The sequence below is a fragment of the Variovorax sp. OV329 genome (assembly GCF_900114785.1).
GTDB lineage: Bacteria > Pseudomonadota > Gammaproteobacteria > Burkholderiales > Burkholderiaceae_C > Variovorax.
The window spans coordinates 174,182-198,832 of sequence record NZ_FOUG01000008.1 but is presented as its reverse complement, the minus strand read 5'-3'; the positions used below and the strand labels follow the sequence as shown (position 1 = coordinate 198,832).

General features: G+C 69.8%; 24 protein-coding genes. 17 read left to right on the top strand and 7 right to left on the bottom strand.

The annotated features are described in order from the left end of the window. Positions 1 to 54: 54 nt before the first annotated feature. Together BM345_RS15965 and BM345_RS15960 are read right to left on the bottom strand one after the other, a co-directional pair. Positions 55 to 531 (bottom strand): DUF2244 domain-containing protein, encoded by a 477-nt coding sequence (locus tag BM345_RS15965; RefSeq protein WP_093381017.1) that lies wholly within the window; start codon positions 529 to 531, stop codon positions 55 to 57. Positions 532 to 667: 136 nt separating this feature from the next. After that, on the bottom strand, positions 668 to 1,585 hold the full coding sequence (locus BM345_RS15960) for a methyltransferase domain-containing protein (RefSeq protein ID WP_093381015.1): 918 nt from the start codon (positions 1,583 to 1,585) through the stop codon (positions 668 to 670). A gap of 25 nt (positions 1,586 to 1,610) precedes the next feature. Here BM345_RS15960 and BM345_RS15955 point away from each other — a divergent pair, with 25 nt between their 5' ends. Further along, positions 1,611 to 2,333 carry a ComF family protein gene (locus tag BM345_RS15955; RefSeq protein WP_093381013.1) on the top strand — a complete coding sequence of 241 codons (723 nt, stop codon included), beginning with the start codon at positions 1,611 to 1,613 and terminating at the stop codon, positions 2,331 to 2,333. A gap of 21 nt (positions 2,334 to 2,354) precedes the next feature. Beyond that, a complete protein-coding gene (gene trmL / locus BM345_RS15950; RefSeq protein ID WP_093381011.1) occupies positions 2,355 to 2,825 on the top strand; it encodes a tRNA (uridine(34)/cytosine(34)/5-carboxymethylaminomethyluridine(34)-2'-O)-methyltransferase TrmL in 471 nt (156 codons plus the stop codon). Between the two features lie 16 nt (positions 2,826 to 2,841). On the opposite strand, the gene BM345_RS15945 is transcribed toward trmL, so the two are convergent. Both BM345_RS15945 and BM345_RS15940 read right to left on the bottom strand, forming a co-directional pair. Beyond that, complete coding sequence (locus tag BM345_RS15945) at positions 2,842 to 3,303, bottom strand: MaoC family dehydratase (RefSeq protein WP_302847555.1); 462 nt, start codon at positions 3,301 to 3,303, stop codon at positions 2,842 to 2,844. A gap of 64 nt (positions 3,304 to 3,367) precedes the next feature. Continuing rightward, positions 3,368 to 3,988, bottom strand: a complete 621-nt coding sequence (locus tag BM345_RS15940) for a ParA family protein (protein WP_093381007.1) — start codon at positions 3,986 to 3,988, stop codon at positions 3,368 to 3,370. A 117-nt stretch (positions 3,989 to 4,105) separates the two neighbouring features. On the opposite strand from BM345_RS15940, the gene BM345_RS15935 reads away from it, so the two are divergent. Both BM345_RS15935 and kefC read left to right on the top strand, forming a co-directional pair. Continuing rightward, entirely contained in the window at positions 4,106 to 4,795 is a 690-nt protein-coding gene (locus BM345_RS15935; RefSeq protein WP_093381172.1) for a glutathione-regulated potassium-efflux system oxidoreductase KefF, read from the top strand. Beyond that, positions 4,795 to 6,630: a glutathione-regulated potassium-efflux system protein KefC gene (kefC, locus tag BM345_RS15930; protein WP_093381005.1), complete on the top strand. Its 1,836-nt coding sequence runs from the start codon at positions 4,795 to 4,797 to the stop codon at positions 6,628 to 6,630. Before BM345_RS15935 ends, kefC begins: the two co-directional genes overlap by 1 nt. Before the next feature lie 717 nt (positions 6,631 to 7,347). Here the strand turns inward: kefC and BM345_RS15925 are convergent. Then, the gene (locus BM345_RS15925) at positions 7,348 to 8,211 is read right to left on the bottom strand and encodes an amidohydrolase family protein (protein ID WP_093381003.1); all 864 of its coding nucleotides are present in this window, start codon (positions 8,209 to 8,211) and stop codon (positions 7,348 to 7,350) included. A gap of 111 nt (positions 8,212 to 8,322) precedes the next feature. Between BM345_RS15925 and BM345_RS15920 the strand changes: the two genes are divergently transcribed. From BM345_RS15920 to BM345_RS15870, 11 genes are all read left to right on the top strand, one after another. Continuing rightward, the gene (locus tag BM345_RS15920) at positions 8,323 to 9,096 is read left to right on the top strand and encodes a crotonase/enoyl-CoA hydratase family protein (RefSeq protein WP_093381001.1); all 774 of its coding nucleotides are present in this window, start codon (positions 8,323 to 8,325) and stop codon (positions 9,094 to 9,096) included. A gap of 4 nt (positions 9,097 to 9,100) precedes the next feature. Continuing rightward, positions 9,101 to 10,987 carry a feruloyl-CoA synthase gene (locus BM345_RS15915; RefSeq protein ID WP_254789756.1) on the top strand — a complete coding sequence of 629 codons (1,887 nt, stop codon included), beginning with the start codon at positions 9,101 to 9,103 and terminating at the stop codon, positions 10,985 to 10,987. Between the two features lie 33 nt (positions 10,988 to 11,020). Then, positions 11,021 to 11,785: an SDR family NAD(P)-dependent oxidoreductase gene (locus BM345_RS15910; protein WP_093380999.1), complete on the top strand. Its 765-nt coding sequence runs from the start codon at positions 11,021 to 11,023 to the stop codon at positions 11,783 to 11,785. Positions 11,786 to 11,828: 43 nt separating this feature from the next. After that, the gene (locus BM345_RS15905; protein WP_093380997.1) at positions 11,829 to 12,965 is read left to right on the top strand and encodes an ABC transporter substrate-binding protein; all 1,137 of its coding nucleotides are present in this window, start codon (positions 11,829 to 11,831) and stop codon (positions 12,963 to 12,965) included. A gap of 22 nt (positions 12,966 to 12,987) precedes the next feature. Beyond that, complete coding sequence (locus BM345_RS15900) at positions 12,988 to 14,028, top strand: branched-chain amino acid ABC transporter permease (RefSeq protein WP_093380995.1); 1,041 nt, start codon at positions 12,988 to 12,990, stop codon at positions 14,026 to 14,028. Positions 14,029 to 14,071: 43 nt separating this feature from the next. Then, positions 14,072 to 15,862 carry a branched-chain amino acid ABC transporter ATP-binding protein/permease gene (locus BM345_RS15895; RefSeq protein ID WP_254789767.1) on the top strand — a complete coding sequence of 597 codons (1,791 nt, stop codon included), beginning with the start codon at positions 14,072 to 14,074 and terminating at the stop codon, positions 15,860 to 15,862. A gap of 1 nt (position 15,863) precedes the next feature. After that, complete coding sequence (locus tag BM345_RS15890; protein ID WP_093380991.1) at positions 15,864 to 16,598, top strand: ABC transporter ATP-binding protein; 735 nt, start codon at positions 15,864 to 15,866, stop codon at positions 16,596 to 16,598. 28 nt (positions 16,599 to 16,626) lie between these two features. After that, a complete protein-coding gene (locus tag BM345_RS15885; protein ID WP_093380989.1) occupies positions 16,627 to 18,363 on the top strand; it encodes a tannase/feruloyl esterase family alpha/beta hydrolase in 1,737 nt (578 codons plus the stop codon). Further along, positions 18,360 to 20,081 carry an acyl-CoA dehydrogenase family protein gene (locus BM345_RS15880; RefSeq protein ID WP_093380987.1) on the top strand — a complete coding sequence of 574 codons (1,722 nt, stop codon included), beginning with the start codon at positions 18,360 to 18,362 and terminating at the stop codon, positions 20,079 to 20,081. The genes BM345_RS15885 and BM345_RS15880 overlap by 4 nt, the downstream gene beginning before the upstream one ends. A 22-nt stretch (positions 20,082 to 20,103) precedes the next feature. Beyond that, a complete protein-coding gene (locus BM345_RS15875; RefSeq protein ID WP_093381169.1) occupies positions 20,104 to 20,601 on the top strand; it encodes a MarR family winged helix-turn-helix transcriptional regulator in 498 nt (165 codons plus the stop codon). 71 nt (positions 20,602 to 20,672) lie between these two features. Beyond that, positions 20,673 to 21,278, top strand: a complete 606-nt coding sequence (locus BM345_RS15870) for an SOS response-associated peptidase family protein (protein ID WP_093380985.1) — start codon at positions 20,673 to 20,675, stop codon at positions 21,276 to 21,278. Positions 21,279 to 21,306: 28 nt separating this feature from the next. On the opposite strand, the gene BM345_RS15865 is transcribed toward BM345_RS15870, so the two are convergent. Both BM345_RS15865 and BM345_RS15860 read right to left on the bottom strand, forming a co-directional pair. Continuing rightward, positions 21,307 to 22,089: an SDR family NAD(P)-dependent oxidoreductase gene (locus BM345_RS15865; protein ID WP_093380984.1), complete on the bottom strand. Its 783-nt coding sequence runs from the start codon at positions 22,087 to 22,089 to the stop codon at positions 21,307 to 21,309. Between the two features lie 43 nt (positions 22,090 to 22,132). Beyond that, complete coding sequence (locus BM345_RS15860; protein ID WP_093380982.1) at positions 22,133 to 22,894, bottom strand: sulfite exporter TauE/SafE family protein; 762 nt, start codon at positions 22,892 to 22,894, stop codon at positions 22,133 to 22,135. 117 nt (positions 22,895 to 23,011) lie between these two features. Here BM345_RS15860 and BM345_RS15855 point away from each other — a divergent pair, with 117 nt between their 5' ends. Both BM345_RS15855 and BM345_RS15850 read left to right on the top strand, forming a co-directional pair. Next, entirely contained in the window at positions 23,012 to 23,956 is a 945-nt protein-coding gene (locus tag BM345_RS15855; RefSeq protein WP_093380980.1) for a bifunctional Delta(1)-pyrroline-2-carboxylate/Delta(1)-piperideine-2-carboxylate reductase, read from the top strand. 70 nt (positions 23,957 to 24,026) lie between these two features. After that, entirely contained in the window at positions 24,027 to 24,641 is a 615-nt protein-coding gene (locus BM345_RS15850) for a hypothetical protein (RefSeq protein WP_093380978.1), read from the top strand. Positions 24,642 to 24,651 lie beyond the last annotated feature (10 nt).

Genomic DNA, 24,651 nt, shown 5'->3' with positions numbered 1-24,651 from the left:
CCAGTTGACCCATCGCCAGACCGCCGGCTTGGAATGGCAGCGCGCCACGCCATCTCATGCGTTGCGCACTGCCATGCGGATCTCCCGCGCCAGCGCCGCTCGAAGCTCGGGCCGCACATAGCGCCCCACCTTCACCGAACGACCCTGGCCCGAGACCTCGATCAGCGAACGGTCGCTGACTTCCGGCTCGATCCGCACCTGGTGCGGCAAGAATTCCGTGCGCTCATGACGTCCACCGTTCTCCAGCTCGACGATCAGCCGCCCTGCCTGCAGCTCGATCATCTCGCCGTCCGTCGCATGCCGGGCATAGACCAGGAAGGCAATCCCCACGGCCGCCAGCTCCAGCCAGGCAAATGGAAGCACGAGCGGAGCTCCGTGCAACCAGAAGCCGGTGGCGATTGCCAGCGACACCAGACACAGCGATGCGTAGAGCCACCCCAACTGGCTCGGCGTGACCGAGCAGTTGCGCCTCAGGAACCAGTGGATTCCCTGGCCTGAGACGGTGGCAAAACGAAACACGGAATTCGACACTTGCGAGCTTCAGTTATCGGTGCATTGGCGGCCGTCAAAACTGTCGTCGCTCGGGCCTTTGAATAGCGTGGACACAATTAGCGCAACGACAAATTGTAGCTGTGTGATTCACTCGGGTTTGTATGGATGGACGCCCTCACGGGGTCGGTCCGCGGCGACCCTGCAGCATCGAGCGCATGTCGCGCAGCGACACCGCGCTTTCGGGGGAGAGCGCCACCCTCGGCTGGGGCTTGAAGGCATGGCCGTAGATGATCTCGAAGGTCATCGAAATGCGGCCTTCGGTGTTCATTTTTTCTGCCAGCGCCTGTTGCAAATCTGCCCTCCAGCGCCGGCCGCGCAAGCCACCAAAGCGGCCGGGGTGCAAGTTGCGCCCCAGGGTGCGCAATTCCGACAGCAATGCGTCGGGCGAACTCCAGGTGAGCTGGACATGCTCCATGTCCATCACCGGTTCGGCAAAGCCGGCGTGCACCAGCATGTCGCCCCAGTCGTGCATGTCGGTGAAGTCGTGGCCGGCCGGCGCCCAGCCATGCCCGGTATAGAGCGCGCGCAGTTCCGCCAGGGTGTCGGGGCCCAGGCAGGAGAACATCAGGAAGCCGTTGGTGGCCACCAGCCGGTGCCAGCGGCCGATCAGGGCCTCGGGGTCGCCCGCGTTGTGCAGGGCCATGTTGGCCCACAGCAGGTCCACGCCCTCTTCCGGCACCGACTCGGCGCCGAAGCGGGTGCGGGCGGCATTCCAGCGGCGCGCGCTCCACCAGGGCTGCGCCAGCGCCTGGGCGGTGGCCTGCTGCAGCCCGGCCTCGGGCTCGACCACGTGGCCGGCCGCCTGCGGGTAGCGGCGCGCCACCAGGCCGTGGGCCTCCAGCCCGCCGCGAAGGGGGGCCCAGTCGGCCCAGGTCCTGGGCTGCGCCTTGATCCACTGCAGCCGGTCCTCCATGCGCCGGCCCACCTCCTCGTGCAGCCAGGGCGAGGTGCCCCCGGTGGGTGTGCGCGCCCAGCGTTCGGCGGCGACGGCATCGATGGTGGGTGGACGCCGCGTGGGCTCGTTCTCTGGCATGGGGCGGCCAGTATATTGAGTGGGCATGCCGGCCCTTGCCTTCCTCTCCCAATGGCGCGATCGCCTGCCCGGCGTGTGCGCGGTCTGCGCCAGCTGGCCCGCGCGGCCGGTGTGCGATGCCTGCGTGGCCCGCTTCGCGCCGCCGGTGCCGCGCTGCCGCAGCTGCGCCCTGCCGGTGCCGGAGGACGTGGCCCGCTGCGGCGAATGCCTGCGCCACCCGCCGCCGCTGGACGCCTGCCTGGCCTGCTGCGACTACGCCTGGCCCTGGCCGGGCCGGATCGGCCGCTTCAAGTTCCAGGGCGAGGCCGGCTGGGCCACGCCCCTGGCCACCCTGATACGCAGCATGCCCTGGGTGGAGCCGGTGCTGGAGCAGGCCGACCTCGTCCTGCCCATGCCCCTGTCCGCCCAGCGCCTGAAGTCACGCGGGTTCAACCAGGCACTGGAACTGGCCCGGCAGCTGTCGCCCCGCAAGATGGAAGCGCGCCTGCTGCTGCGCACCCGGGACACACCGCCGCAAAGCGGCCTGCCGCGCGCGCAGCGGCTGACCAACCTGCGCGGTGCCTTCGCCCTGGAACCGCTGCGCGCCCATGAGGCGCGCGGGCGGCGCGTGGTGCTGGTGGACGACGTGATGACCAGCGGCGCCTCCCTCTTCGCCGCGGCGCAGGTGCTTCGCGACGCGGGTGCGGCGCACGTCGCCGGCATCGTCTTCGCCCGCACCGGCCGGCCCGACGCCGCGCGGGCGCCCTAGCGGGGCCGCGACAATCGGGGCATGTTCCACATCGTCCTGGTCGAACCGGAAATCCCGCCCAACACGGGCAACGTCATCCGCCTGGCGGCCAACACCGGCTGCACGCTGCACCTGGTGGAGCCGCTGGGCTTCTCGATGGAGGACCGGCTGCTGCGCCGCGCCGGCCTGGACTACCACGAGTTCGCGCCGGTCAAGCGCCACGCCAGCTGGCAGGCGCTGCTGGACGCCGAGCAGCCCCGGCACGAGCGCATGTTCGCGCTGACCACCCGCGGCAGCCGGCCGGCGCACGAGCTGCGCTTCGAGGCGGGCGACTGGCTGGTCTTCGGCGCCGAGACCCGCGGGCTGCCGCCCGAGTTGCGCGACAGCTTCTTTCCGGCGGAACAGCGCCTGCGCCTGCCGATGCGGCCCGGCCAGCGCAGCCTCAACCTGTCGAATGCGGTGGCTGTGACGGTGTTCGAGGCCTGGCGGCAGAACGGCTTCGCAGGCGCCTGACCTCGGCGCGACGGGCCTACGGATACCGTCGGGCCACCGACTCGGCGACGCAGGCCGGCTTGGCCGCGCCCTCCAGCTCGATGCTGACTTCCCAGGTCATCTGCTGCCCGTTGTTGTCGATCGCATCGCTGGACAGCAGCTTCATGCGCGCGCGCAGGCGGCTGCCCACCGGCACCGGGGACATGAAGCGCACCCGGTTCAGCCCGTAGTTCACGCCCATGCGCGACTCCACCACGGCAACCGAGGTCTCGAAGAAGCGCGGCAGCAGCGACAGGGTCAGGAAGCCGTGGGCGATGGGCGCGCCGAAGGGCCCCTTCTTCGCCTTCTCGACGTCGACGTGGATCCACTGGTGGTCGCCGGTGGCCTCGGCGAACTGGTTCACCTGCTCCTGCGTGATGGTGATCCAGTCGCTCACGGCGACTTCCTGGCCGACGCAGGCGGCGAGATCGGAGAGGGTCTGGAAGGTCTTGATGGTCATGCGGCGCACTCTAGCTTTGCGGGGGGCGGGGTGCGTGTCGGACAGGCGACAGGCAGGCCGGTCCTCAGCTTTCCAGCCACTGGCAGATCGGCTGCCACTGCGCCAGGTCGCGCGCCACGCGCCCCGGCGCGATGTCGAACACGGTGAGCCCGCGCGCGGCCAGCTGCACGTAGTTCTGGGTGTCGCGCAACTCGCCGATCACCGGCACGCCCAGCCCGGCGACGAACTCGTGCAGACGGTCGGCCGCCAGGGTGCGCGCATCCACCCGCATGCCCACCAGGCCAACCTGCGTCTTGGCGGCGTTGCGGCTTTCCTTCAAACGGTCGAGGAAGTCGCGGGTGGCGTAGATGTCGAAGATGCTGGGCTGCAGCGGCACGATCACCTTGTCGGCCAGCGCCAGCACGTCCTTGAAGCGCCAGCCGTGCAGGCCGGCCGGGGAGTCGAGCACCGCGTGGGTGGTGCCCTTGGGCGGGCGGACCACGCTGCCGTCGCCCTGCGCCTCCCAGGTGGAGATAGGCGCGGCCGCCGGCGGCCGCAGGCTGAGCCAGAGGCGAGCCGACTGCTGCCGGTCCACGTCGCCGAGCATCACCGCGTGCCCGCGGCTCGCAAGGTAGCCGGCGATGTTCGTCGCCAAGGTTGACTTTCCGACACCGCCTTTGGGATTGGCGACCAGGACCACCGGCATGAGAGGCTCCTCGCTCGTGTTTGAATGACCACTAAATGTTACAGGGCGGCGATCACGGCCGTCCGACGCCGGGGCCGCGCCGCACGCCCCGGCGCCGCTTGCGCTATGTTCGCGGCCATGCCCGATTCCACCAACCTCGACGAGCCCGCGCCCCGCATCTACCTGCTCGCGGCGCATCCCCACTGGCGCGACTCGCACATCAACCGCCGGCTGCTGGCCGCGGCCCGCGAAGTGCCGGGCGTGGATGTGAACGACCTCTATTCCAGCTACCCCGACTACGCCATCGACGTTCCCGCCGAGCAGCGCCGCCTGGCGCGCGCCGACCTGCTGGTGCTGATGCATCCGATCCAGTGGTACTCGATGCCGCCGCTGCAGAAGCTCTGGCTGGACGAGGTGCTGGCCTACGACTGGGCCTACGGATCGCAGGGCACCGCCCTGCTGGGCAAGGACTTCTGGCTGGCCGCCACCACCGGCGGGCCGGAAGAGAGTTACCACCCGCAGAACTACAACCGCTACTTCTTCGACGCCTTCCTGCCGCCCTACGAGCAGACCGCGGCGCTGTGCGGCATGCGCTTCCTGCCGCCCCTGCTCCTGCACGGCGCGCGCAGCGCCTCGCAGCAGGAGGTGGCGGCGCACATCGACACCTTCGTCGACCGGCTGGCCACCTACCCGGACTGGCCGGAGATGGACGAGATCGAGCCCTGCCCGCGCTGCATCGTGCCGCAGACCGACCGGCCGCAGGATGCGGAAGACGACGCCGCCGCCCTGGGCGCCACCCCTGACACCACGCAAGCCGAGGCAGCCTGATGGAACACGCACCTGCCTGGCTCGTCAACTCGCTCATCTACCTCAGCGCCGCGGTGCTGGTGGTGCCCATCTCCAAGGCCGTGGGACTGGGCTCGATCATCGGCTACCTGGCCGCCGGCATCGCCATCGGCCCCTGGGGCCTGCGGCTGGTGAACAACGTGGAGGACATCCTGCACTTCGCCGAGTTCGGCGTGGTGCTGATGCTCTTCCTGGTCGGCCTGGAGCTGGAACCCAAGCGGTTGTGGAGCCTGCGGCGCCCCATCTTCGGCTGGGGCTCGGCGCAGGTGCTGGCCTGCGCCGTGCTGCTGCTGGCCATCGGCATGCTGGCGGGCTTCTCGTGGCGGGTGTCACTGGTGGCTGCGCTGGGCCTGGCGCTGTCGTCCACCGCCATTGCCCTGCAGGTCTTCGGCGAGCGCAACCTGCTGCGCACCGACAGCGGGCAGGCGGGCTTCTCGATCCTGCTGTTCCAGGACGTGGCGGCCATCCCGATCCTGGCGCTGCTGCCGCTGCTGTCCACCGCGGCCGATGCCGCCGACAACAACGGCAGCGGCTGGGGCCATCTGCTCGAATTCGCGAAGATCGTCGGCGTCGTGGCCGGCATCGTGCTGGGTGGGCGACTGCTGCTGCGCCCGCTGCTGCGCTGGATCGCGCGCAGCCGCACGCCGGAGATCTTCACCGCCACCTCGCTGCTGCTGGTGGTGGCCATTGCCGCGCTGATGCAGTTCGTGGGCCTGTCGATGGCCCTGGGCGCATTCCTCGCCGGCGTGCTGCTGGCCGAGAGCGAGTACCGGCGCGAACTGGAGACCGACATCGAGCCCTTCAAGGGCCTGCTGCTGGGCCTGTTCTTCATCGCCGTGGGCATGAGCATCGACTTCGGCGTGCTGATCTCGCATCCGTTGTGGATCGCGCTGACGGTGCTGGGCTTCATGGCGGTCAAGGCGCTGGCGATCTACAGCCTGGCCCGCGTGCTGCAGCTGCCGGTGCAGGAACGCCCCGTCTTCACGCTGCTGCTGGCGCAGGGCGGCGAATTCGCCTTCGTGGTGTTCCAGGCCGCCGGCCCCAACGTGCTGCCGCACGAGATGAGTTCCTTCCTGGTGGCCTCGGTGGCGCTGTCGATGCTGATCTCGCCGCTCTTGCTGGTGGCGCTGGACAAGTGGGTGCTGCCGCGCTGGAGCACGGGCGAGGCCCGGCAGATGGACGAGATCTCCGAGCAGCAGGACGCGAACGTCGTGATCTGCGGCTTCGGCCGCTACGGCCAGATCATCGGCCGCATGATGAGCGCGGAGGGGCTGCAGGTGACGGTGCTGGACCACGACCCCGACACGGTGGAAGGCCTGCGCCAGTTCGGCTTCCGGGTGTTCTATGGCGATGCCACGCGGCTGGATCTGCTGCGCACCGCGGGCGCCGCGACGGCCAAGGTGCTGGTGGTGGCGGTGGACGACATCGAGCAGTCGCTGGCCATCGTGGACCTGGTGCAGCAGAACTTCCCGGACACGCGCATCGTGGCGCGCGCACGCAACCTCAACCATTGGTTCCAGCTGCGCGACCGCGAAGTCCATCTTGCCGAACGCGAGGTCTTCGAATCTTCCTTGCGCAGTGGCCGGCATGTGCTGGAGTTGCTGGGCTGGCCGCCGCACGAGGCGCGCGAGAGTGCGATGCGTTTTCGTCAGCTCAACATCCGTTTTGCTGAAGAAACGCACCCGCTCTACAAGGACCGCGCGCAGTTCATCGGCGCCTCGAAAGTGGGACGCCAGCAGATGGAGCAGCAGATGGCGAAGGAGCGCGAGTCGAGGCGACAGCGGGCCAAGGCTGGGTGGAGCGGCGACGTGTCTTAGCGTCCCTGTTTGCTTGCTGGCTTCAGTGGTTCAGCGGTTCAGCGGTTCGGGGTGCACGGGGCGCGGCAGGCGGTCTGGGCCGGGGGCTCATCCGGGGCGGTCGATGCCTGCGGCATCGACTTCGTTGCGGGGCTCGCGCTGGGGCTTGTGCGGCAGAACTCGCTACGCGGCTGCGCCGCTACGCTCAGACAGCTGCCGCAAGTCAGTAACGGTCGCATTCCTGCCTTCGGCAGGAACGCTCAAGCCCCAGCACTCCGCTCCTCACCGCCCCGGAAATCGCCCCCGGCCCAGACCGCCTGCCGCGCCCCGTGGGAAACGGCGTGACGGTTTCTAGAACGGCGAACACCTCACCGTTGAAAGTGGTCGCACCCGGGTTGCATAGCGGTTGGATCACCACCGACGTGTCCTGGTCAAAGGCCTGTGTGCAGCTGTGTGCGCAGCGCGCCTCTCGGGCGCCGAGCAGCGCAGCGGGACCGGCCCGTTTTTGTGTGCCGAAGGACACACAAAAACTTCAACATCTGACTTGCGGCGGCTGTTTGAACGTAGCGAACGAAGTTCGCGCAGTGAGTTCCGCCGCGGGGCCGGTCTCGCGAGCAGCGCAGGGGAGCCGGCGCGAAGCGCCGGCCGCCCGAGTGGCGCGCTGCGCACACAGCTGCACACAGGCCTTTGACCCGCCCCGAACCGCCCCACTCAGGACCGTTGAGCAGACAACAGGGTCTAACCCAGACCCAGAAGCCGAACAGCGTTCCCCTTCAAGATCCCCGGCATGACTTCGGGCTTGAACCCCGCCTCCTCGAAGTCCTTCATCCACCGGTCCGGCGTGATCAGCGGATAGTCGCTGCCGAACAGGATGCGGTCCTTCAGCAGCGTGTTGGCGTACTGCACCAGCTGCTTGGGAAAGTACTTGGGGCTCCAGCCCGACAGATCGATCCACACATTGGGCTTGTGCGTCGCCACCGACAGCGCCTCGTCCTGCCACGGGAAGCTGGGGTGCGCCATGATGATCTGCATGTCCGGGAAGTCGATCGCCACGTCATCCAGGTGCATCGGGTTGCTGTATTCCAGGCGCAGCCCGCCGCCGCAGCGCATGCCCGAGCCGATGCCGCTGTGCCCCGTATGGAACACCGCCGGCAGCTTGTATTCGGCGATCACCTCGTAGATCGGCCAGGCCATCCGGTCGTACGGGTGGTAGGCCTGCACCGTGGGGTGGAACTTGAAGCCCTTCACCCCGTACTCCGTGATCAGCCGGCGCGCCTCACGCGCGCCCATCTTTCCCTTGTGCGGGTCGATGCTGCCGAAGGCGATCATCACGTCCGGGTTCTTCTGCGCCGCCTCGGCGATCTCCTCATTGGGAATGCGCCGGCGCCCCATGTTCGCCTCGGCATCCACGCCGAACATCACGAAGCCGATCTTGCGCTCGCGGTAGTAGTCGATGCTCTCCTGGATGGTCGGTCGGCTGCTGGAGCGGAAGTACTTGTCGGCCGCGCGGTCGTACTCCTCGCCGTAGTTGTCGAAAGGGTTCCAGCAGCTCACCTCGGCATGCGTGTGCGTGTCGATGGCGATCAGGTTGGCGATGTCCATGATGGGCGTGTCTCCGGTTCTATCGGGTAAGTACTAGGCCTCGGGCTGCGATCGGCGCTTGAATTGGTTATTTTTCATAACCATAATCGATTCACACCGCGGATGCAAACCATGACCACCTCCGATCTTCACGTCGAATTCCAGGACGACATCGCCGTCGTCCGCCTGACCCGCGCCACCAAGCGCAACGCACTGTCCGACGGGCTCATTCTGGCCCTGCAGGACACCTTCGAAAAGCTGCCGCCCAATATCCGTGCTGCCGTCATCGACGGCGACGGCCCGCACTTCTGCGCCGGCCTGGATCTGTCCGAGCTCAAGGAGCGCGACGCCGCCCAGGGCATGCACCACTCGCGCATGTGGCATGCGGCGCTGGAGCGCATCCAGCACGGCCCGGTGCCGGTCATCGCTGCGCTGCACGGCGCGGTGGTGGGCGGCGGGCTGGAGCTGGCGAGCGCCTGCCACATCCGGGTGGCCGACAGCACCACCTTCTACGCCCTGCCCGAAGGCTCGCGCGGCATCTTCGTGGGCGGCGGCGGCTCGGTGCGCATTCCCAAGCTCATCGGCGTGGCGCGCATGACCGACATGATGCTCACCGGCCGCGTCTACGGCGCCGAGGACGGCGAGCGCGCCGGCTTCGCCCAGTACCTGGTGCCCGAGGGCACCGCCACCGACAAGGCGATGGAGCTGGCCCGCCGCGTGGCCGAGAACGCGCCGCTCACCAATTACGCCCTGATGCACGCCCTGCCGCGCATCGCCGAACAGCCGGCCGACCACGGCTTCTTCACCGAATCGCTGATCTGCGCCATCGCCCAGTCCGCGCCCGAGGCAAAGGGCCGCCTGCGCGACTTCCTCGAAGGCCGCGCGGCCAAGGTCAGCAAGGAGTAACCGAGTGAGCGCACCCGCCGCCAACGACGCGCTGCCGCGCTATCGCCCTCTCGCCTTCGGCGTCACCCGCGGCGTGCTGCGCGAGGGCGCGCCCGGCGTGCGCTACTTGGAAGCGGAAACGCCGCTGGAACCCTATGGCGAGCACATCACCCACCGCCTGCTGCACTGGGCGGATGTGGCGCCCGACCGCACCTTCATCGCCCGCCGCGAGCGCCTCGCCGACGGCAGCACCGGCGACTGGATCCACATCAGCTACGCGCAGGCGCTGGAGAAGGCGCGCCGCATCGGCCAGGGCCTGCTCGACCGCGGCCTGAGCGCCGAGCGCCCCGTCGCCATCCTGTCGGAAAACAGCCTGGAGCACGCGCTGATGGTGCTGGGCTGCCTGTATGCCGGCGTGCCGCACTGCTCGGTCTCGCCGCCCTACTCCATCGTCAGCCAGGACTACGACAAGCTGCGCCACGTGCTGGCCACGCTCACGCCCGGCCTGGTCTTCGCCGGCGACGAGAAGCGCTACGGCCGCGCGATCCGCGAGGCGGTGGGCCTTGACATCGAGGTGATGCTGGTCGAGGGCCACATCGAGGGCCGCCACTGCACCTGCTTCGCCGATCTGCTGGCCACCGAGCCCACACCCGCGGTGGATGCCGCCATGCGTGCCACCGGCCCCGACACCATCACCAAGTTCCTCTTCACCTCGGGCTCGACCAAGCTGCCCAAGGCGGTGATCAACACGCACCGCATGTGGTGCGCCAACCAGCAGCAGTTGCGCCAGTCGATTCCGGCGCTGATGGACGAGCCGCCCGTGCTGGTGGACTGGCTGCCCTGGAACCACACCTTCGGCGGCAACCACAACGTGGGCATCGTGCTCAACAACGGCGGCTCGCTCTACATCGACGACGGCAAGCCCACGCCGGCCCTCATCGGCGAGACGCTGCGCAACCTGCGCGAGATCGCGCCCACGGTCTACTTCAACGTGCCCACCGGCTTCGAGGCCATCGCCAACGCCATGCAGACCGATGCGCAGCTGCGCAAGAACCTGCTGTCGCGCGTGAAGATGTTCTTCTACGCCGGCGCCGCCCTGCCGCAGCCGGTGTGGGACAGCCTGCACCGCACTCAGGAGGCAGAGATCGGCGAGCGCATCGTCATGGGCACCGGCCTGGGCATGACCGAGTCCGGCCCCTTCGCGCTCTACATCACCGGCCCGCAGGTCAGCTCGGGCGACCTGGGCCTGCCCACGCCGGGCCTGTCGCTCAAGCTGGTGCACACCGACGGCAAGACCGAGGTGCGCTACCGCGGCCCCAACATCACGCCCGGCTACTGGCGCGCGCCCGAGGCCACGGCCGAGGCCTTCGACGAGGAAGGCTACTTCTGCACCGGCGACGCGGTGGCGTGGATCGACCCGGGCGACATCCACCGCGGGCTGCGCTTCGACGGCCGCATCGCCGAGGACTTCAAGCTGGCCACCGGCACTTTCGTGAGCGTGGGTCCGCTGCGCGCCAAGGTGATCGCGGCCGGCGCACCCTACGTGCAGGACGCGGTGCTCACGGGCCTGAACATGAAGGAAGTGGGCGCGCTGATCGTTCCCACGCAGGCGGTGCGCAAGCTCGCCGGCCTGGCTGCAGACGCGCCGATGAAGGCGGTACTGGAAAGCCCGGCGGTGCAGGCGCACTTCCAGGGCGTCGTCGACCAATTGGCCGCCAGCGCCACCGGCAGCGCCAGCCGCATCGCGCGCCTGCACCTGATGAGCGAGCCGCCCTCCATCGACAAGGGCGAGGTCACCGACAAGGGCTCCATCAACCAGCGTGCGGTGCTGCACCACCGCGCGGCGATGGTCGAGGCGCTGCATGCGGGCGTGCTGCCTTTCACGATCCTGCCCAGGCCGGCGAGCGCCTGAGACCGAGCTCATTCATCCACCAAGGAGACACGCATGAAGATCGAAGGACAGGCCGCCCTGGTCACGGGCGGCGCATCGGGCCTGGGCGAGGCCACCGCGCGCGAACTGGCGCGGCTGGGCGCCAGGGTGGCGGTGCTGGACCGCAACGCCGAGCTGGCCGAGAAGGTCGCCAGGGAGATCGGCGGCGTTGCCTGCGGCTGCGACATCACCGACACCGCCAGCCTGACCGCTGCGCTCGACAAGGCATCGGCCGCGCATGGCCCGGCCCGCATCCTGATGAACATCGCCGGCATCGGCAGCGCCAAGCGCGTGGTCGCCAAGGACGGCAGCCCTGCCCCGCTGGAAGACTTCCAGCGCGTCGTGAACGTGAACCTGATCGGCGCGTACAACGTCACGCGCCTTTTCGCCGCGGCCTGCGCCAAGCTGGAACCCAACGAGGGCGGCGAGCGTGGCGTGATTCTCTTCACCGCCTCCATCGCGGCCTTCGACGGCCAGGTGGGCCAGCAGGCCTACAGCGCCTCCAAGGGCGGCCTGGTGGGCATGACGCTGCCGATGGCGCGCGACCTGGCGCAGCACGGCATCCGCGTGTGCACCATCGCCCCGGGCCTCTTTGCCACGCCGCTGCTCATGGAGCTACCCGAGGCCATCCAGCAGTCGCTGGCCGCGTCCATTCCCTTCCCGCCGCGCCTGGGCAAGCCCTCGGAATTCGGCGAGCTGGCCTGCCACATCGTGACCAATGCGCACCTCAACGGCGAAGTGATCCGCCTGGACGGCGCGCTGCGCATGGCGCCGCGCTGAAACCCACCACCACCCCTTTCCAAACCAAGAAGAGGAGACAGCCATGATTTTCAAGAAGACGACGCTCGCCGCCCTGGCGGCTTTCGCGCTGATGGGCGCGGCGCATGCCGACATCACCATTGGCGTGGTGCAGCCGCTCACCGGCCCGGCCTCGGGCCTGGGCATCCCGGTGAAGAACGCCATCATGATCTGGCCCAAGACGGTCGCCGGCCAGAACATCAAGCTGGTGGTGCTGGACGACGCCAGCGACCCCACCGCCGGCGTGAAGGCCGCGCAGCGCCTGGTCACCGAGGACAAGGTCGACCTGATCGTCGGCTCCTCCGCCACGCCGGTGGCCATCCCGATGGCCGACGTCACCGCCGAGGCCGCCACGCCGCAGCTGGCCACCTCGCCGGCCGGCCTGCCGCCGGGCAAGGACAAGTGGTTCTTCCGCCTGCCGCAGTCGAACAACGTCATGGCCTACGCCGTGGTGCAGCAGATGAAGAAGCAGGGCGTGAAGACCATCGGCTTCCTGGGCTACACGGATGCCTACGGCGAGCTGTGGCTCAAGGCCATCACGGAGGAAGCGGGCAAGAACGGCATGAAGATCGTGGGCACCGAGCGCTTCGCGCGGGCCGACACCAGCGTGACGGCGCAGGCGCTCAAGCTCACCTCGGGCAATCCCGACGCGATCCTGATCGTGGCCTCGGGCTCGGGCGCGGGCATGCCGCAGAAGGCGATCATGGAGCGCGGCTACAAGGGCAAGGTCTACCAGACCCACGCCGCCGCCACGCCCGACCTGATGCGCGTGGCCGGCAAGGACGCCGACGGCACCTTCGTGGTCTCGGGCCCGGCCATGCTGGGCGCGCAACTGCCCGACAGCAACCCCTCGAAGAAGGCCTCGCTGGCCTTCCTGGAGGACTACACCAAGGCCTACGGCGCCGCCTCGGCCAACCAGTTCGCCGGCCACGGCGCGGACGCGTACACCATCCTGGAGAAGGCGGTGCCGGTCGCGCTGAAGAAGGCACAGCCGGGCACGCCGGAGTTCCGCGCCGCGCTGCGCGATGCCTTCGAAGGCATGGGCCGCACGGTGATCTCGCACGGCGTGCTCGACTGGACGCCGCAGGACCACTGGGGCTACACGAACGAGACCGGCGTGATGATGCAAGTCGTCGACGGCAAGTTCAAGGTCATCCAGTAACCCACGAACGAAGCGCCCTGCCATGGACTTCTCGATCGCCAGCATCCTGCTGCTGGACGGGCTCACCAACGGCGCGATCTATGCCCTGCTGGGCATGTGCATCGTGCTGGTGTTCACGGTGACCCGCATCATCTTCATTCCGCAGGGCGAGTTCGTCGCCTATGGCGCGCTCACGCTCGCCATCTTCCAGACCGGCCAGGTGCCGGGCACGGTGTGGCTGCTGCTCATCGTGGCGGCGGTGGCCGCGCTGATGGACCTGGTGGCCGTGTGGCGCCATCGCGGCCGCGCAGCGCCTGCGCTGGTGGCGGCGCTGCGCACCTTCGTACCGTCCGCCGTGGTGGCCGGGGTGTCGGCCTGGGCCGCGCCGCGCGGGCTGCCGATGCTCGTGCAGGCGGGGCTCACGGTGGCCATCGTCACCTGCTTCGGGCCGCTGGTGTACCGCGTGGCCTACCAGTCGCTGGCGGGCGCGAGCACACTGGTGCTGCTGATCGTGTCGGTCGGCGTGCACTTCGCGATGACCGGCCTGGGCCTGCTCTTCTTCGGCGCCGAGGGTTTCCGCAACCCGCCCTTTTGGGACATGCGGCTGCCAATGGGGCCGCTCAACGTCAGCGGCCAGGCGCTGGTGATCTTCGGCATGTCGGCCGTGCTCATCGTGGTGCTGTGGCTCTTCTTCGAGCGCACGCTCTACGGCAAGGCGCTGCGGGCCACCGCGGTGAACCGGCTGGGCGCGCGGCTCATGGGCATCTCCACGCAGAACGCGGGGCAGCTCACCTTCGCGCTGGCGGCCTTCATCGGTGCGCTGTCGGGCCTCCTGATCGGGCCGACCACCACCATCTTCTACGACTCGGGCTTCCTGATCGGCCTCAAGGGCTTCGTCGCCGCGGTGATCGCGGGGCTGGCCAGCTACCCGGGCGCGCTCATCGGCGCGCTGTCGGTGGGCGTGATCGAGGCATTCGGCTCCTTCTGGTACAGCGCCTACAAGGAGGTGATCGTGTTCACCATCGTGCTGCCGGTGCTGCTGTGGCGCTCGCTCGCTTCGGGCCATTCGGACGAGGAGCATTGAAGTGAGCGCCGTCGTTTCCTCTTCTTCCTCCGCCGCCGCCGCCGTGCCGGCCGCATCGGTCGCCGGCAGCCCGCTGCGCCGCTGGGGCCCGTGGGCGCTCATCGCGCTGCTGGCCGTGCTGCCTTTCCTGCCGGTGTCGGACTTCTGGATCATCCAGCTCATCTACATCGGCCTGTACGCACTGCCCGTGCTGGGGCTGGTGCTGCTCACCGGCGTGGCCGGGCTGACATCCTTCGGGCAGGCGGCCTTCGTGGGCATCGGCGCCTACACCACGGCCTACCTGACGGTGAACACGGGCCTGTCGCCCTGGCTCACGCTCTTCATCGGGCTGGCGCTCACCGGCGTCAGCGCCCTGGTCATCGGCGCGATCACGCTGCGCATGTCGGGGCACTACCTGCCGCTGGCCACCATCGCCTGGGCGCTGTCGCTGTACTACCTCATGGGCAACATGGATGCGCTGGGCAAGTACGACGGCATCCTGGGCGTGAAGGGCCTGTCGGTCTTCGGCTTCGAGATCGGTCAGCGGCGCCTGTTCTACACGCTGGTGTGGCTCTTCGTGATCGCGGCCTCCTTCGCGATGCTGCGCCTGCTGGATTCGCGCAGCGGGCGCGCGGTCCGGGCGCTGGCGCGCGGCTCGCAGATGGCCGAGGCCATGGGCATCGACACGCTGCGCCACAAGGTGGGCATCTTCGTGCTGGCGGCCATGCTGGCCTCGGTGTCGGGCTGGCTCTTCGCGCACTTCCAGCGCACGGTGAACCCCTCGCCCTTCGGCATCAAGATGGGCATCGAGTACCTCTTCATGGTGGTGCTGGGTGGCGCCGGCCACGTGTGGGGCGCCATCGCGGGCTCGGGCGTGGTCAAGCTGCTGGAGGACCAGCTGCAGGTGCTGCTGCCCAAGCTGATCGGCACCGCCGGCAGCTACGAGGTGATCGTTTTCGGCATCCTGATCGTGCTGGTGCTCAAGTACCTGCCCGACGGCCTGTGGGCCTTCGTCGACCGCCGCCTGCCGCGCGCGCCGCGCCCGGTCGACTGGCAGGACGCCGCGCCGCTGCCGGTGCGCGCCAAGCCGGCCGCCGGCGAGGTGGTGCTGGACGTGAAGGCGGTGCGCAAGACCTTCGGCGGCCTGGTGGCGGTGAACGACATCAGCTTCCAGACGCGCGCCGGGCAGATCGTGGGCCTGATCGGCCCTAACGGCGCAGGCAAGTCCACCACCTTCAACCTGGTCACCGGCGTGCTGCGGCTGTCGGGTGGCGAGGTGCGCTTCCGCGGCCAGCGGGTCGACGGCCTGCCCTCGCGCAAGATCGCGCAGCAGGGCATGTCGCGCACCTTCCAGCACGTGAAGCTGGTGCCCGAGATGACGGTGCTGGAGAACGTGGCCCTGGGCGCGCACCTGCGCGGCCACCGCGGCCCGATCGCGGCCATGGCGAAGCTCAATGGCGCGGAGGAGAAGCAGCTCTTCGCGGAAGCCGAGCGCCAGCTGCAACGCGTGGGCATGGCCGACTTCCTGCACGAGCAGGCCGGCAACCTGGCCATGGGCCAGCAGCGCCTGCTGGAGATCGCACGCGCCCTGTGCGCCGACCCCGCCCTGCTGCTGCTGGACGAACCCGCCGCCGGCCTGCGCCACAAGGAGAAGCAGGCGCTGGCCGAGGTGCTGCGCAGCCTGCGCGCCGAAGGCATGAGCATCCTGCTGGTGGAGCACGACATGGGCCTGGTGATGGACGTCTGCGACCACATCGTGGTGATGGAGTTCGGCACGCACCTGATGGAGGGCACGCCGGCCCAGGTCCAGCAGAGCGACAAGGTACGCGCCGCGTACCTCGGAACGGAGCATTGAGATGAGCGCCCCACTACTTCGCGTGCGCGACCTGCACGCCGGCTACGGCCGCGCCGAGGTGCTGCACGGCATCGCCCTGGACGCGCCCGAGGGCAGCGTGATCACCGTGATCGGCCCCAACGGCGCCGGCAAGTCCACGCTGCTCAATGCGCTGATGGGCGTGCTGCCCGCGCGGGGGCAGATCGAGTTCATGGGCCAGCCCATCGACAAGCTCACGCTGGAAGAACGCGTGATGCTGGGCATGGCCCTGGTGCCCGAGAAGCGCGAGCTCTTCGGCACCATGCCGGTGGAAGACAACCTGGTGCTGGGCGCCTTCCGCCAGGTGCGGCTGCGCAACGCGCGCTGGCGCGAGCAGCTCGATGCGGTCTACGCGCTCTTCCCGCGCCTGAAGGAACGCCGCACGCAGCAGGCCGGCACGCTCTCGGGCGGCGAACGCCAGATGCTGGCGGTGGGCCGCGCGCTCATGTCGCGGCCCAAGTTGCTGATGCTGGACGAGCCCAGCCTGGGCCTGGCACCGCTGGTGGTGCAGGAGATCTTCCGCACGGTGAAGGCGCTGCGCGAGACCGGCGTGACCATCCTGCTGGTGGAGCAGAACGCCCGCGCTGCGCTGGAAGTGGCCGACCACGGCTACGTGCTAGAGATGGGCAGCGTGAGCCTGGAAGGCCCGGCGCGCCAACTGGCGGGCGACGCCCGCGTGATCGACACCTACCTGGGCGCGGCGCGGGCCGCCGCCTGATCGCCTCCCGCATCGCGAAGGATTCCGCATGCCGTTGAATGCCGCATTCCGCACGCTGCCCCTGGTGGCCGCCTGCACCACGCTGCTGTCCTCGTGCGCCAGCCTGGGCCCTGCCGAGCCGCCGCGACTGGGCGCAGCACGCCCCGGCGCGCTGCAGCACTGCGAAGACCTGGCCGCGCGCGCCGCGCTGCCCGGCCTCGCCTTCACCAAGGTCAGCGCCGAGGCCGCCGGCGAGGTCGCGGTCGGCGCGCTGCGCGTGGCCGTGCCGGCCCACTGCCTGCTGCAGGGCAAGGTGGACGAGCGCAAGAGCCCGGTGGACGGCGCCACCTACGCCATCGGCTTCGAGATGCGCCTGCCGGTACAGTGGAACGGCCGCTTCTTCTACCAGGCCAACGGCGGCCTGGACGGCGCCGTGGTGCCGGCGGTGGGCGGCATCGGCGGCGGCGCGCCGGTAACGAGCGCGCTGGCCATGGGCTTCGCCGTGATCAGCTCCGACGCCGGCCACACCGGCGCGCAGAACCCGCGCTTCGGCTTGGACCCGCAGGCGCGCCTGGACTACGGCTACAACGCGGTCGCGCGCCTCACGCCCCTGGGCAAGCAGGTCATCGAGCGGGCCTACGGCCGCGGCCCCGACCGCGCCTACATCGGCGGCTGCTCCAACGGCGGCCGCCATGCGATGGTGGCGGCCGCGCGCCTGCCGCAGGCCTACGACGGCGTGCTGGCCGGCGACCCCGGCTTCAACCTGCCCAAGGCCGCCATCGGCGAGATGTACGGCGTGCAGCAGATGGCCAAGGTCGCCGCCGCGAAGACCGAGGCCGGCCTGCCCGACGTGCAGAGCGCCTTCACGCCCGCCGAGATGCAGGGCGTGGCCCGGCAGGTGCTGGCACGCTGCGACGCACTCGACGGCCTAGCCGACGGCATCGTCAGCGACGTGAAGGCCTGCCAGGCACGCTTCAATCTGGCCACCGACATGCCCACCTGCGCGGCCGGCAGCAGTGCACGCGACGGCAGTTGCCTGAGCGCCCCGCAGAAGGACGCGCTCGCCAGGCTCTTCGCCGGCCCGAAGGACAGCAGCGGCAAGGCGATCTACAGCGGCTTTCCCTTCGACAGCGGCATCAGCGGCGCCAACTGGCGGCAGTGGAAGTTCGTGAACGCGCAGACGCTGGACCCGGCGGCGAGCGCCTTCGTCTTCTCCACGCCGCCGCTGAACGACCGGCCCGGCGGCCTGGCCTACGCGCTGGCTTTCGACCTGGACCGCGACGCACCACGCATCTATGCCACCAGCGGCGCCTTCACCGAATCCGCCATCTCCTTCATGACGCCGCCGAACGCCACGCGGCTGGACACGCTGCGCGACCGCGGCGCGAAGATGATGGTCTACCACGGCACCAGCGACCCGGTGTTCTCTTCCGACGACACGCAGGCCTGGTACGAGGGCCTGCAGAAGGCCAATGCCGGGAAGGCGGATGCCTTCGCGCGCTACTTCCCGGTGCCCGGCATGAACCACTGCTCCGGCGGCCCGGCCACCGACCAGTTCGACATGCTCAGCGCGCTGGTCGACTGGGTCGAGCAGGGCCGCGCGCCCGCGCAGGTGGTCGCCAGCAGCCGCGGCACGGGCAGCGCCGTGCCCAACGTCGAGGCCCCCGCCAACTGGGCGCCCAACCGCAGCCGGCCCCTGTGCCCCTATCCCAGCGTCGCCGTCTACCAGGGCGGCGACGCGGAACGCGCCGGCAGCTTCGCCTGCAAGGCCTCCTCCGTGCCATGAACTACCGCCCGCTTCCCGAAGACATCCTGTTTCTGCAGCAGCAGGTGCTGCAACTGGGCGACAGCCTGCGCGCGCTGCCCGCCTTCGCCGAAGTCGACGATGACTTGTCTTCGCAGCTGCTAGGCGAGGCGGGCCGATTCGTCGGCGAGGTGATCGCGCCGCTGAACCGCGAGGGCGACGAGACCGGCGCCCGCTGGAACGATGGCGAGGTGACCATGCCGCCGGGCTTCCGCGAGGCCTACCAGGCCTTCGTAGCCGCTGGCTGGCCCGCTCTCTCGGCGGCACCCGAGGACGGCGGCCAGGGCCTGCCCGCCGCCCTGGACGCCGTGCTCTTCGAATGGCTCAGCGGCGCCAACCAGGGCTTCACCATGGCGCCCGGCCTGCTGCACGGCGCCTACGAATGCATCCGCCACCACGGCAGCGAGGCGCTGCGCGCGCGCTACCTCGAAGCCATCGCCAGCGGCCGCTGGCTGGCCACCATGTGCCTGACCGAGGCGCACGCCGGCAGCGACCTGGGGCTGGTGCGCACGCGCGCCGTGCCGCAGGCCGACGGCAGCCAGCGGGTAACGGGCGAGAAGATCTTCATCTCGGGCGGCGAGCACGACCTGACGGAGAACATCGTGCACCTGGTGCTGGCGCGCCAGCCCGATGCGCCGCCCGGCCCCAAGGGCCTGTCGCTGGTGCTGGTGCCCAAGTGGCTGCCCGACGGCACGCGCAACACGCTTCGCTGCGAACGCATCGAGGAGAAGATGGGTCTGCACGCCAGCCCCACCTGCGTGATGCGCTTCGACGAGGCCACCGGCTGGCTGGTGGGCGAGCCCGGGCGTGGCCTGGCGGCCATGTTCGTGATGATGAACTCGGCCCGCCTGCACGTGGCGCTGCAGGGCATCGGCCTGCTCGACGCCGCCTGGCAGAAGGCCGACGCCTACGCCCGCGAGCGCCGGCAGATGCGCGCGCCGGTGCGCCCGGCCTCGCGCGGCGAGAACGATGCCGCTGACCTGATCGTCGAGCACCCCGCGGTGCGCCGCGTCCTCGACACGCAGCGTGCCTGGGTCGACGGCGCCCGCCTGCTGGCCTACCGCACCGCCTTGCAGCTGGACGTGGCGCGGCATGCGTCCGACGAGGCGCAGCGCCAGAAGGCCGAGCGCTGGTGCAGCTTCGTCACGCCGGTGCTCAAGTCCGCCTGCACCCACCAGGCTTTCCATGGCGCCAGCGAATGCCTGCAGGTCTTCGGCGGCCATGGCTACGTGCGCGAATGGGGCATCGAGCAGGTGGTGCGGGATTCGCGCGTGACCATGATCTACGAGGGCACCAACGAGATCCAGGCCATCGACCTGCTGGTGCGCAAGGTGCTGCCCGATGCCGGCGCCGGTTTCGCCGCCTGCCTGCTGGAGCTGCGCGACGAGCTGGACGCATCGCGCGAGAACGAGGCCGACGCGCAGCGCCGCATGGCGCAGCTGCGCTACCTCGGCACCTCGGTGGCCCTGGCCGCGCAGGCCGATCCGAAGCTGCCCTACGAGGTGGCCGACGACTACCTGCGCGTGGCCATGCTCACGCTGATGGGCTGGGCCTGGGCGCGCATCGAGCGCGCCGCGCCCGCGGACGATGCGCGCTGGGCGACGCCGGCGGCGGCCTTCCGCCGCTGGCTGTTGCCGGAATTCGACATGCGGCTGGGCCTGGTGAAGCGCGCTTGCGAGGCCGCTTCGGCCCCGCGCTGAATTGGCGGTAGGCTTCCTGGCCATGACGCGCCAAACCAGGTCGACGACCACCAGACCCATCAAGACCAAGGCCTCGGACAAGGCCGGCGGGAGCGACAGCTTGGACAACGGATTCCTGGAAACCCTGGTGGGCTACAACACCCGCCGCGCGTGGTCGCAGATCAGCGCCGTGTTCTCCGAGCGCATGGCGCCCTACGGGCTCAAGCAGGTGGATTTCTCGGTGCTCTCGCTGCTGACCCACAACCCCGGCGCCACCTCGCGCCAGCTGTGCGCCACGCTGGACATCCTGCCGCCCAACCTGGTGAACCTGATCGCCGCACTGGACAGCCGCGGCCTGATCGAGCGTCGCCCCCATCCGCGCGACGGCCGCGCGGTGGGCCTGTACCTCACCGCCGCCGGCGAGAAGCTGACGCGCGAGACCGAGCAGGCGGTGGTGCAGCTGGAGCTGGACGCCAGCGCGAAGCTCAATGCGCGGGAGCGCGAGACGCTGATCCGGCTGCTGCAAAAACTGTATCTTTAGTGCGACTTCGCACACCTACTACCGGTGCTCCCGACAGACGGGGCCGGCCGGTGCGCCGTATAGTTCCAGCCATGATTCATTCATACCAGAGCGCAAGGGAGAGGGAACCCTATGCCACGCGCTTTGGCATTGCCTTCCAGCCGGGTCCGCAGCAACTGGTGAGCCCCGGCGAGCCGGGCATCTTCGTGCGCCGGCCGCGGGCCGACCACCCCGGCAGTCTCAAGCCGCCGAGCCGCTTCGAGGCAGTCACGGGCCGATGGGGCCTGATCCCGCTGTTCTCCAAGGACGGCGAAGACCCCCTCTTCGAGGCCCCGGCAGAAACCGCCGCCGGCGATCGCAACTTCCTGCAACCCTGGAAGCGCGGCCACCGCTGCGTGGCCCTTGTGGACGCGCTGAACATCGAAGGTAAGGACGGCCCGGGCAGCCTTCAGCAGGTCTCGCGTGCCGACGGCAAGGTGATGGCCCTGGCGGGCCTGTGGAACGGCTGGCGCTCGCCGCAGGGCCAGTGCGTGGAAAGCTTCGCGATCTTCTCGGTGCGCTGCGAGGCCGGGCAGCGCCACCCGGCCCTTCTGCACGACGCCTGGCTGGAAGACTGGCTGGCCTGCCCGGTGGAGGAAACCACCGCCTTCCTGCGCCCCTACTCGCCGGACGCCGAATTGGTCCGGCGCAAGATCTAGTGCGCCTGAGGGCGCCCTCAATCCTGGTTCACGCGTCGCGCACGTCGGCCACCGGCTGGCTGCCGAAGTCGGCCCGGTCCAGGTAGGCCAGAACGCGGCCCCCGGCCACCGCCGGCGAGGCCAGCATGCCCTCGGCCTGCATGCGGGTGAAGCGCTCGCGGTCCGGGAACTTGGCCGGATCGCCGCTGCGCAATTCCACCTGCATGTCGGTGTCGATCACGCCCGGCGCCAGCGACACCACCTTCGCGCCGTGGGCCAGCTGCGCCTCTTCCAGCGCCACGCAGCGCGAGAAGTGGTCCATGCCGGCCTTGGCCGCGCAGTACGCGGCCTGGCTGGCCATGGCATTGCGGCCCAGGCCGGAGGAGATGTTGAGCACCTTGCGCCGCGCCTGCGTCCAGCCGCGGGTGGCCTGCAGGAAGGCGCTCGTCAGCAGCATGGGCGCCTCCAGCCCCACGCGCAGCGCGCGCATCAGGTCGGGCAGCTGCGCGTCCGACAGCGGCGCCGGACGCGCAATCACGCCGGCATTGTTGATGAGCGTGGCGCTCGCGTAGCGGCCCGCTTCCAGGCCCTGCAGGTACTGCGAGATCTGCACGGCCGCACCCGTGGCGTCGTCCAGGTCGTGCGACCACTGCTGCAGCGCGCTGCCTTCGCCGACGGGCGCGGCGGCCAGTTCGGCCGAGCTGCCGCGCGAGATGCAGATCAGTGTGTGGCCCGGCCGGGCCAGCAGCTGCTCGGCCATGGCGCGGCCCATGCCGCGCGAGCCGCCGGTGAGGATGACGAGGTGCTGTGCTGTGGTGTGGGATGTGCTCATGGCCGTGCGTTGGTGGGTTGGGATGGGTCGGGTCGGGTGAGGTTCAGTGGGCGATGAAGCCGTCGTACACCAGCTTCAGGCCGGCGAGCAGCATGCCCACGTAGATGAAGCGGTAGAAGGTCTTGGCATCGATGCGCCGCGCGATCTTCACGCCCAGCCACACGCCCACGGGCGCCAGCGGCATCAGCATCAGCGAGGTCGCCATGTTCCTGATGTCGAGCAGGCCCAGCCAGGCGTAGGGAATCCACTTGCTGAGGTTCACCACGAAGAAGAAGTAGGCCACCGTGGCGGTGAAGGCGATGGGGCTCATCCGCAGCGGGATGAGGTAGGCATTGAGCGGCGGCCCGCCCGCATGCGAGATGAAGCTGGTGAAGCCCGAGGCGACGGTCAGCAGCGCACCCAGGCCGCGCCGCGGAAGCGGATCGTCCGGCTTGGGCGGGAACAGCAGCCGCTGCGCCAGGAAGAGCAGCGTGAACACGCCCACGATGCCGGCCACCGCGTGCGGCGACAGCAGCCGGAACAGCAGCGTGCCCGCCACCGTGCCGAGCAGGCCGAAGGGAACGAGGAACTTCAGCAGCCTCAGGTCCACGTCGCGCCTGAAGGCCGCCAGGCCCAGCACGTCCATGACGAAGAGCAGCGGCATGAGGATGGCGGCGGCCTCGGGCACCGGCACTGCCAGCGCCATCATGGGCACGGCCAGCGAGCCGAAGCCGGCGCCGAATCCGCTCTTGCTGATGCCCAGCAGCAGCACGGCGGGCACTGCGACCAGGTAGAAATAGGTGCTGGTGATGACGGGGAGCGACAAGACGGGAAGACGACGGAGCGCGGATTTCGGACGAAGGCGCCATTGTGGCGGGGCCCCACAATTCCTGCCGAAGCCCCAGCCGCGAATCCCCGCAGTTCCAGAAGTGCCAGGAGCCCCATGAAGATCTTCGATGCCGCCACCACCCGCGCCGCGCTGGACTTCGACCGCCTGCTGCCTGCCCTGCACGCGGCCTTCGCCGGCCAGGTCTGCGTACCGGCGCGCCACGTGCACGAGGTGAAGATGGGTGCCGACGAGGGCACCGTGCTGATCATGCCGGCGTGGAGCGAGGACGGCTTCCTGGGCATCAAGACGGTCAACATCTTTCCCGGCAATGGCGCGCGCGGGCTGCCGGGGTTGCATGCGAGCTACGTGCTCTACGACGCCCGCACCGGCGTGCCGCTGGCCATGATGGACGGCGACGAGATCACCTCGCGCCGCACCGCCGCAGCCGCGGCGCTGGGCGCGTCCTTCCTGGCGCGCACGGATGCGCGGCGCCTGCTGGTGCTGGGCACCGGCCGCGTCGCGCGCCTGCTGCCGGCGGCCATGCGGCAGGTGCGGCCGGGCATCGACGCGGTGACTGTGTGGAACCACCGGCCCGAGGGCGCGCAGGCCCTGGCGGCGCAGTGGCGCGCGCAGGGGCTGGATGCGCGCGCCGCCGACGACCTGGAGGACGCGGTGCGCCATGCCGACATCGTGAGCTGCGCCACCCTCTCGACCGCCCCGCTGGTGCGGGGCGAATGGCTGCAGCCCGGCTCGCACCTGGACCTGATCGGCAGCTTCACGCCGCAGATGCGCGAGGCCGATCCCGCGTGCTTCGGCGATGGCGCCCGAAGCTTCGTCGACACCGGGGAGGCCCTGAAGAAATCCGGCGACCTGCTCGACGCGATGGCCGCCGGCCACCTTCGCGAGGACGAGGTGCAGGCCACGCTCTTCCAGCTGTGCCGCGGCGAGCGCCAGGGCCGGGCGAGCGATGCCGAGCGCACCGTGTTCAAGGCGGTGGGCAATGCGCTGGAGGACCTGGCGGCCGCGACGCTGGTCTGGAGATCGTCGCTGGACACGTAGACTCGCGCTTCTCCCTTCTTCCGCACTTCCCTTTTCTCTTCATGCGCGACCGCCCCGCCCACCGCCTGCCATGAGCACGCTCACGTCCATCTTCCTGCTGGTGGCTGCCTGGGCCGTGCTCAATGCCTTCGAGCAGCGCCGCCGCATCGCCCTGCTGGGCCGCGTGCTGCAGGGCTACCAGATCGAGCGGCTGATGCAGCAGCTCACCGACGGCTACCTGCGCTGGCTGGAAGAACAGGACCCGGAGCGCCGCGCCCCGCTGTGGAACATGCTGCAGGGCACCGAGCGATCGCTGGCCTCGCAGATGGCCAGCTTCGCCCGCGAGTTCGCCACCGTCGTTCCGGCGCCGCAGGCCCAGGCGAGCCGGCTGCCCTTCTCGATGCCCTACGCGCAGCAGCTGCTGCCACGCTCACGGCTGTTCGACGCGCGGCGCCTGTTCGAGCTGCATGCGCGTGCCGTGCAGGCGGCCATCGACAACGCCGCGCAGCTGCAGGACAAGGAGCGCGCCTACATGATGACCGCCGAGCTGCTGCTCTTCCAGCACAGCTGCCACTGGTTCTGCCGCTCGCGTTCGGTGGCCGATGCGCGGCTGCTGGCGCGGCACCAGACGCCGTGGCGGCAGGTGGTGTCCAGCGTGTCGGAAGAGACGCGCAACGAATACATCGCGCTGGTCGGCCGGCACTGAAAAATCCGGG

What these genes read in the sequence shown, in the direction of transcription:
- BM345_RS15960 (WP_093381015.1), bottom strand. Translation starts at nt 1,585, where the DNA reads ATGCCAGAGAACGAGCCCACGCGGCGTCCACCCACCATCGATGCCGTC.
- BM345_RS15885 (WP_093380989.1), top strand. Translation starts at nt 16,627, where the DNA reads ATGCCGTTGAATGCCGCATTCCGCACGCTGCCCCTGGTGGCCGCCTGC.
- BM345_RS15880 (WP_093380987.1), top strand. Translation starts at nt 18,360, where the DNA reads ATGAACTACCGCCCGCTTCCCGAAGACATCCTGTTTCTGCAGCAGCAG.
- trmL (WP_093381011.1), top strand. Translation starts at nt 2,355, where the DNA reads ATGTTCCACATCGTCCTGGTCGAACCGGAAATCCCGCCCAACACGGGC.
- BM345_RS15910 (WP_093380999.1), top strand. Translation starts at nt 11,021, where the DNA reads ATGAAGATCGAAGGACAGGCCGCCCTGGTCACGGGCGGCGCATCGGGC.
- BM345_RS15875 (WP_093381169.1), top strand. Translation starts at nt 20,104, where the DNA reads ATGACGCGCCAAACCAGGTCGACGACCACCAGACCCATCAAGACCAAG.
- BM345_RS15855 (WP_093380980.1), top strand. Translation starts at nt 23,012, where the DNA reads ATGAAGATCTTCGATGCCGCCACCACCCGCGCCGCGCTGGACTTCGAC.
- BM345_RS15955 (WP_093381013.1), top strand. Translation starts at nt 1,611, where the DNA reads ATGCCGGCCCTTGCCTTCCTCTCCCAATGGCGCGATCGCCTGCCCGGC.
- BM345_RS15850 (WP_093380978.1), top strand. Translation starts at nt 24,027, where the DNA reads ATGAGCACGCTCACGTCCATCTTCCTGCTGGTGGCTGCCTGGGCCGTG.
- BM345_RS15870 (WP_093380985.1), top strand. Translation starts at nt 20,673, where the DNA reads ATGATTCATTCATACCAGAGCGCAAGGGAGAGGGAACCCTATGCCACG.
- kefC (WP_093381005.1), top strand. Translation starts at nt 4,795, where the DNA reads ATGGAACACGCACCTGCCTGGCTCGTCAACTCGCTCATCTACCTCAGC.
- BM345_RS15900 (WP_093380995.1), top strand. Translation starts at nt 12,988, where the DNA reads ATGGACTTCTCGATCGCCAGCATCCTGCTGCTGGACGGGCTCACCAAC.
- BM345_RS15940 (WP_093381007.1), bottom strand. Translation starts at nt 3,988, where the DNA reads ATGCCGGTGGTCCTGGTCGCCAATCCCAAAGGCGGTGTCGGAAAGTCA.
- BM345_RS15945 (WP_302847555.1), bottom strand. Translation starts at nt 3,303, where the DNA reads ATGACCATCAAGACCTTCCAGACCCTCTCCGATCTCGCCGCCTGCGTC.
- BM345_RS15865 (WP_093380984.1), bottom strand. Translation starts at nt 22,089, where the DNA reads ATGAGCACATCCCACACCACAGCACAGCACCTCGTCATCCTCACCGGC.
- BM345_RS15890 (WP_093380991.1), top strand. Translation starts at nt 15,864, where the DNA reads ATGAGCGCCCCACTACTTCGCGTGCGCGACCTGCACGCCGGCTACGGC.
- BM345_RS15920 (WP_093381001.1), top strand. Translation starts at nt 8,323, where the DNA reads ATGACCACCTCCGATCTTCACGTCGAATTCCAGGACGACATCGCCGTC.
- BM345_RS15925 (WP_093381003.1), bottom strand. Translation starts at nt 8,211, where the DNA reads ATGGACATCGCCAACCTGATCGCCATCGACACGCACACGCATGCCGAG.
- BM345_RS15935 (WP_093381172.1), top strand. Translation starts at nt 4,106, where the DNA reads ATGCCCGATTCCACCAACCTCGACGAGCCCGCGCCCCGCATCTACCTG.
- BM345_RS15905 (WP_093380997.1), top strand. Translation starts at nt 11,829, where the DNA reads ATGATTTTCAAGAAGACGACGCTCGCCGCCCTGGCGGCTTTCGCGCTG.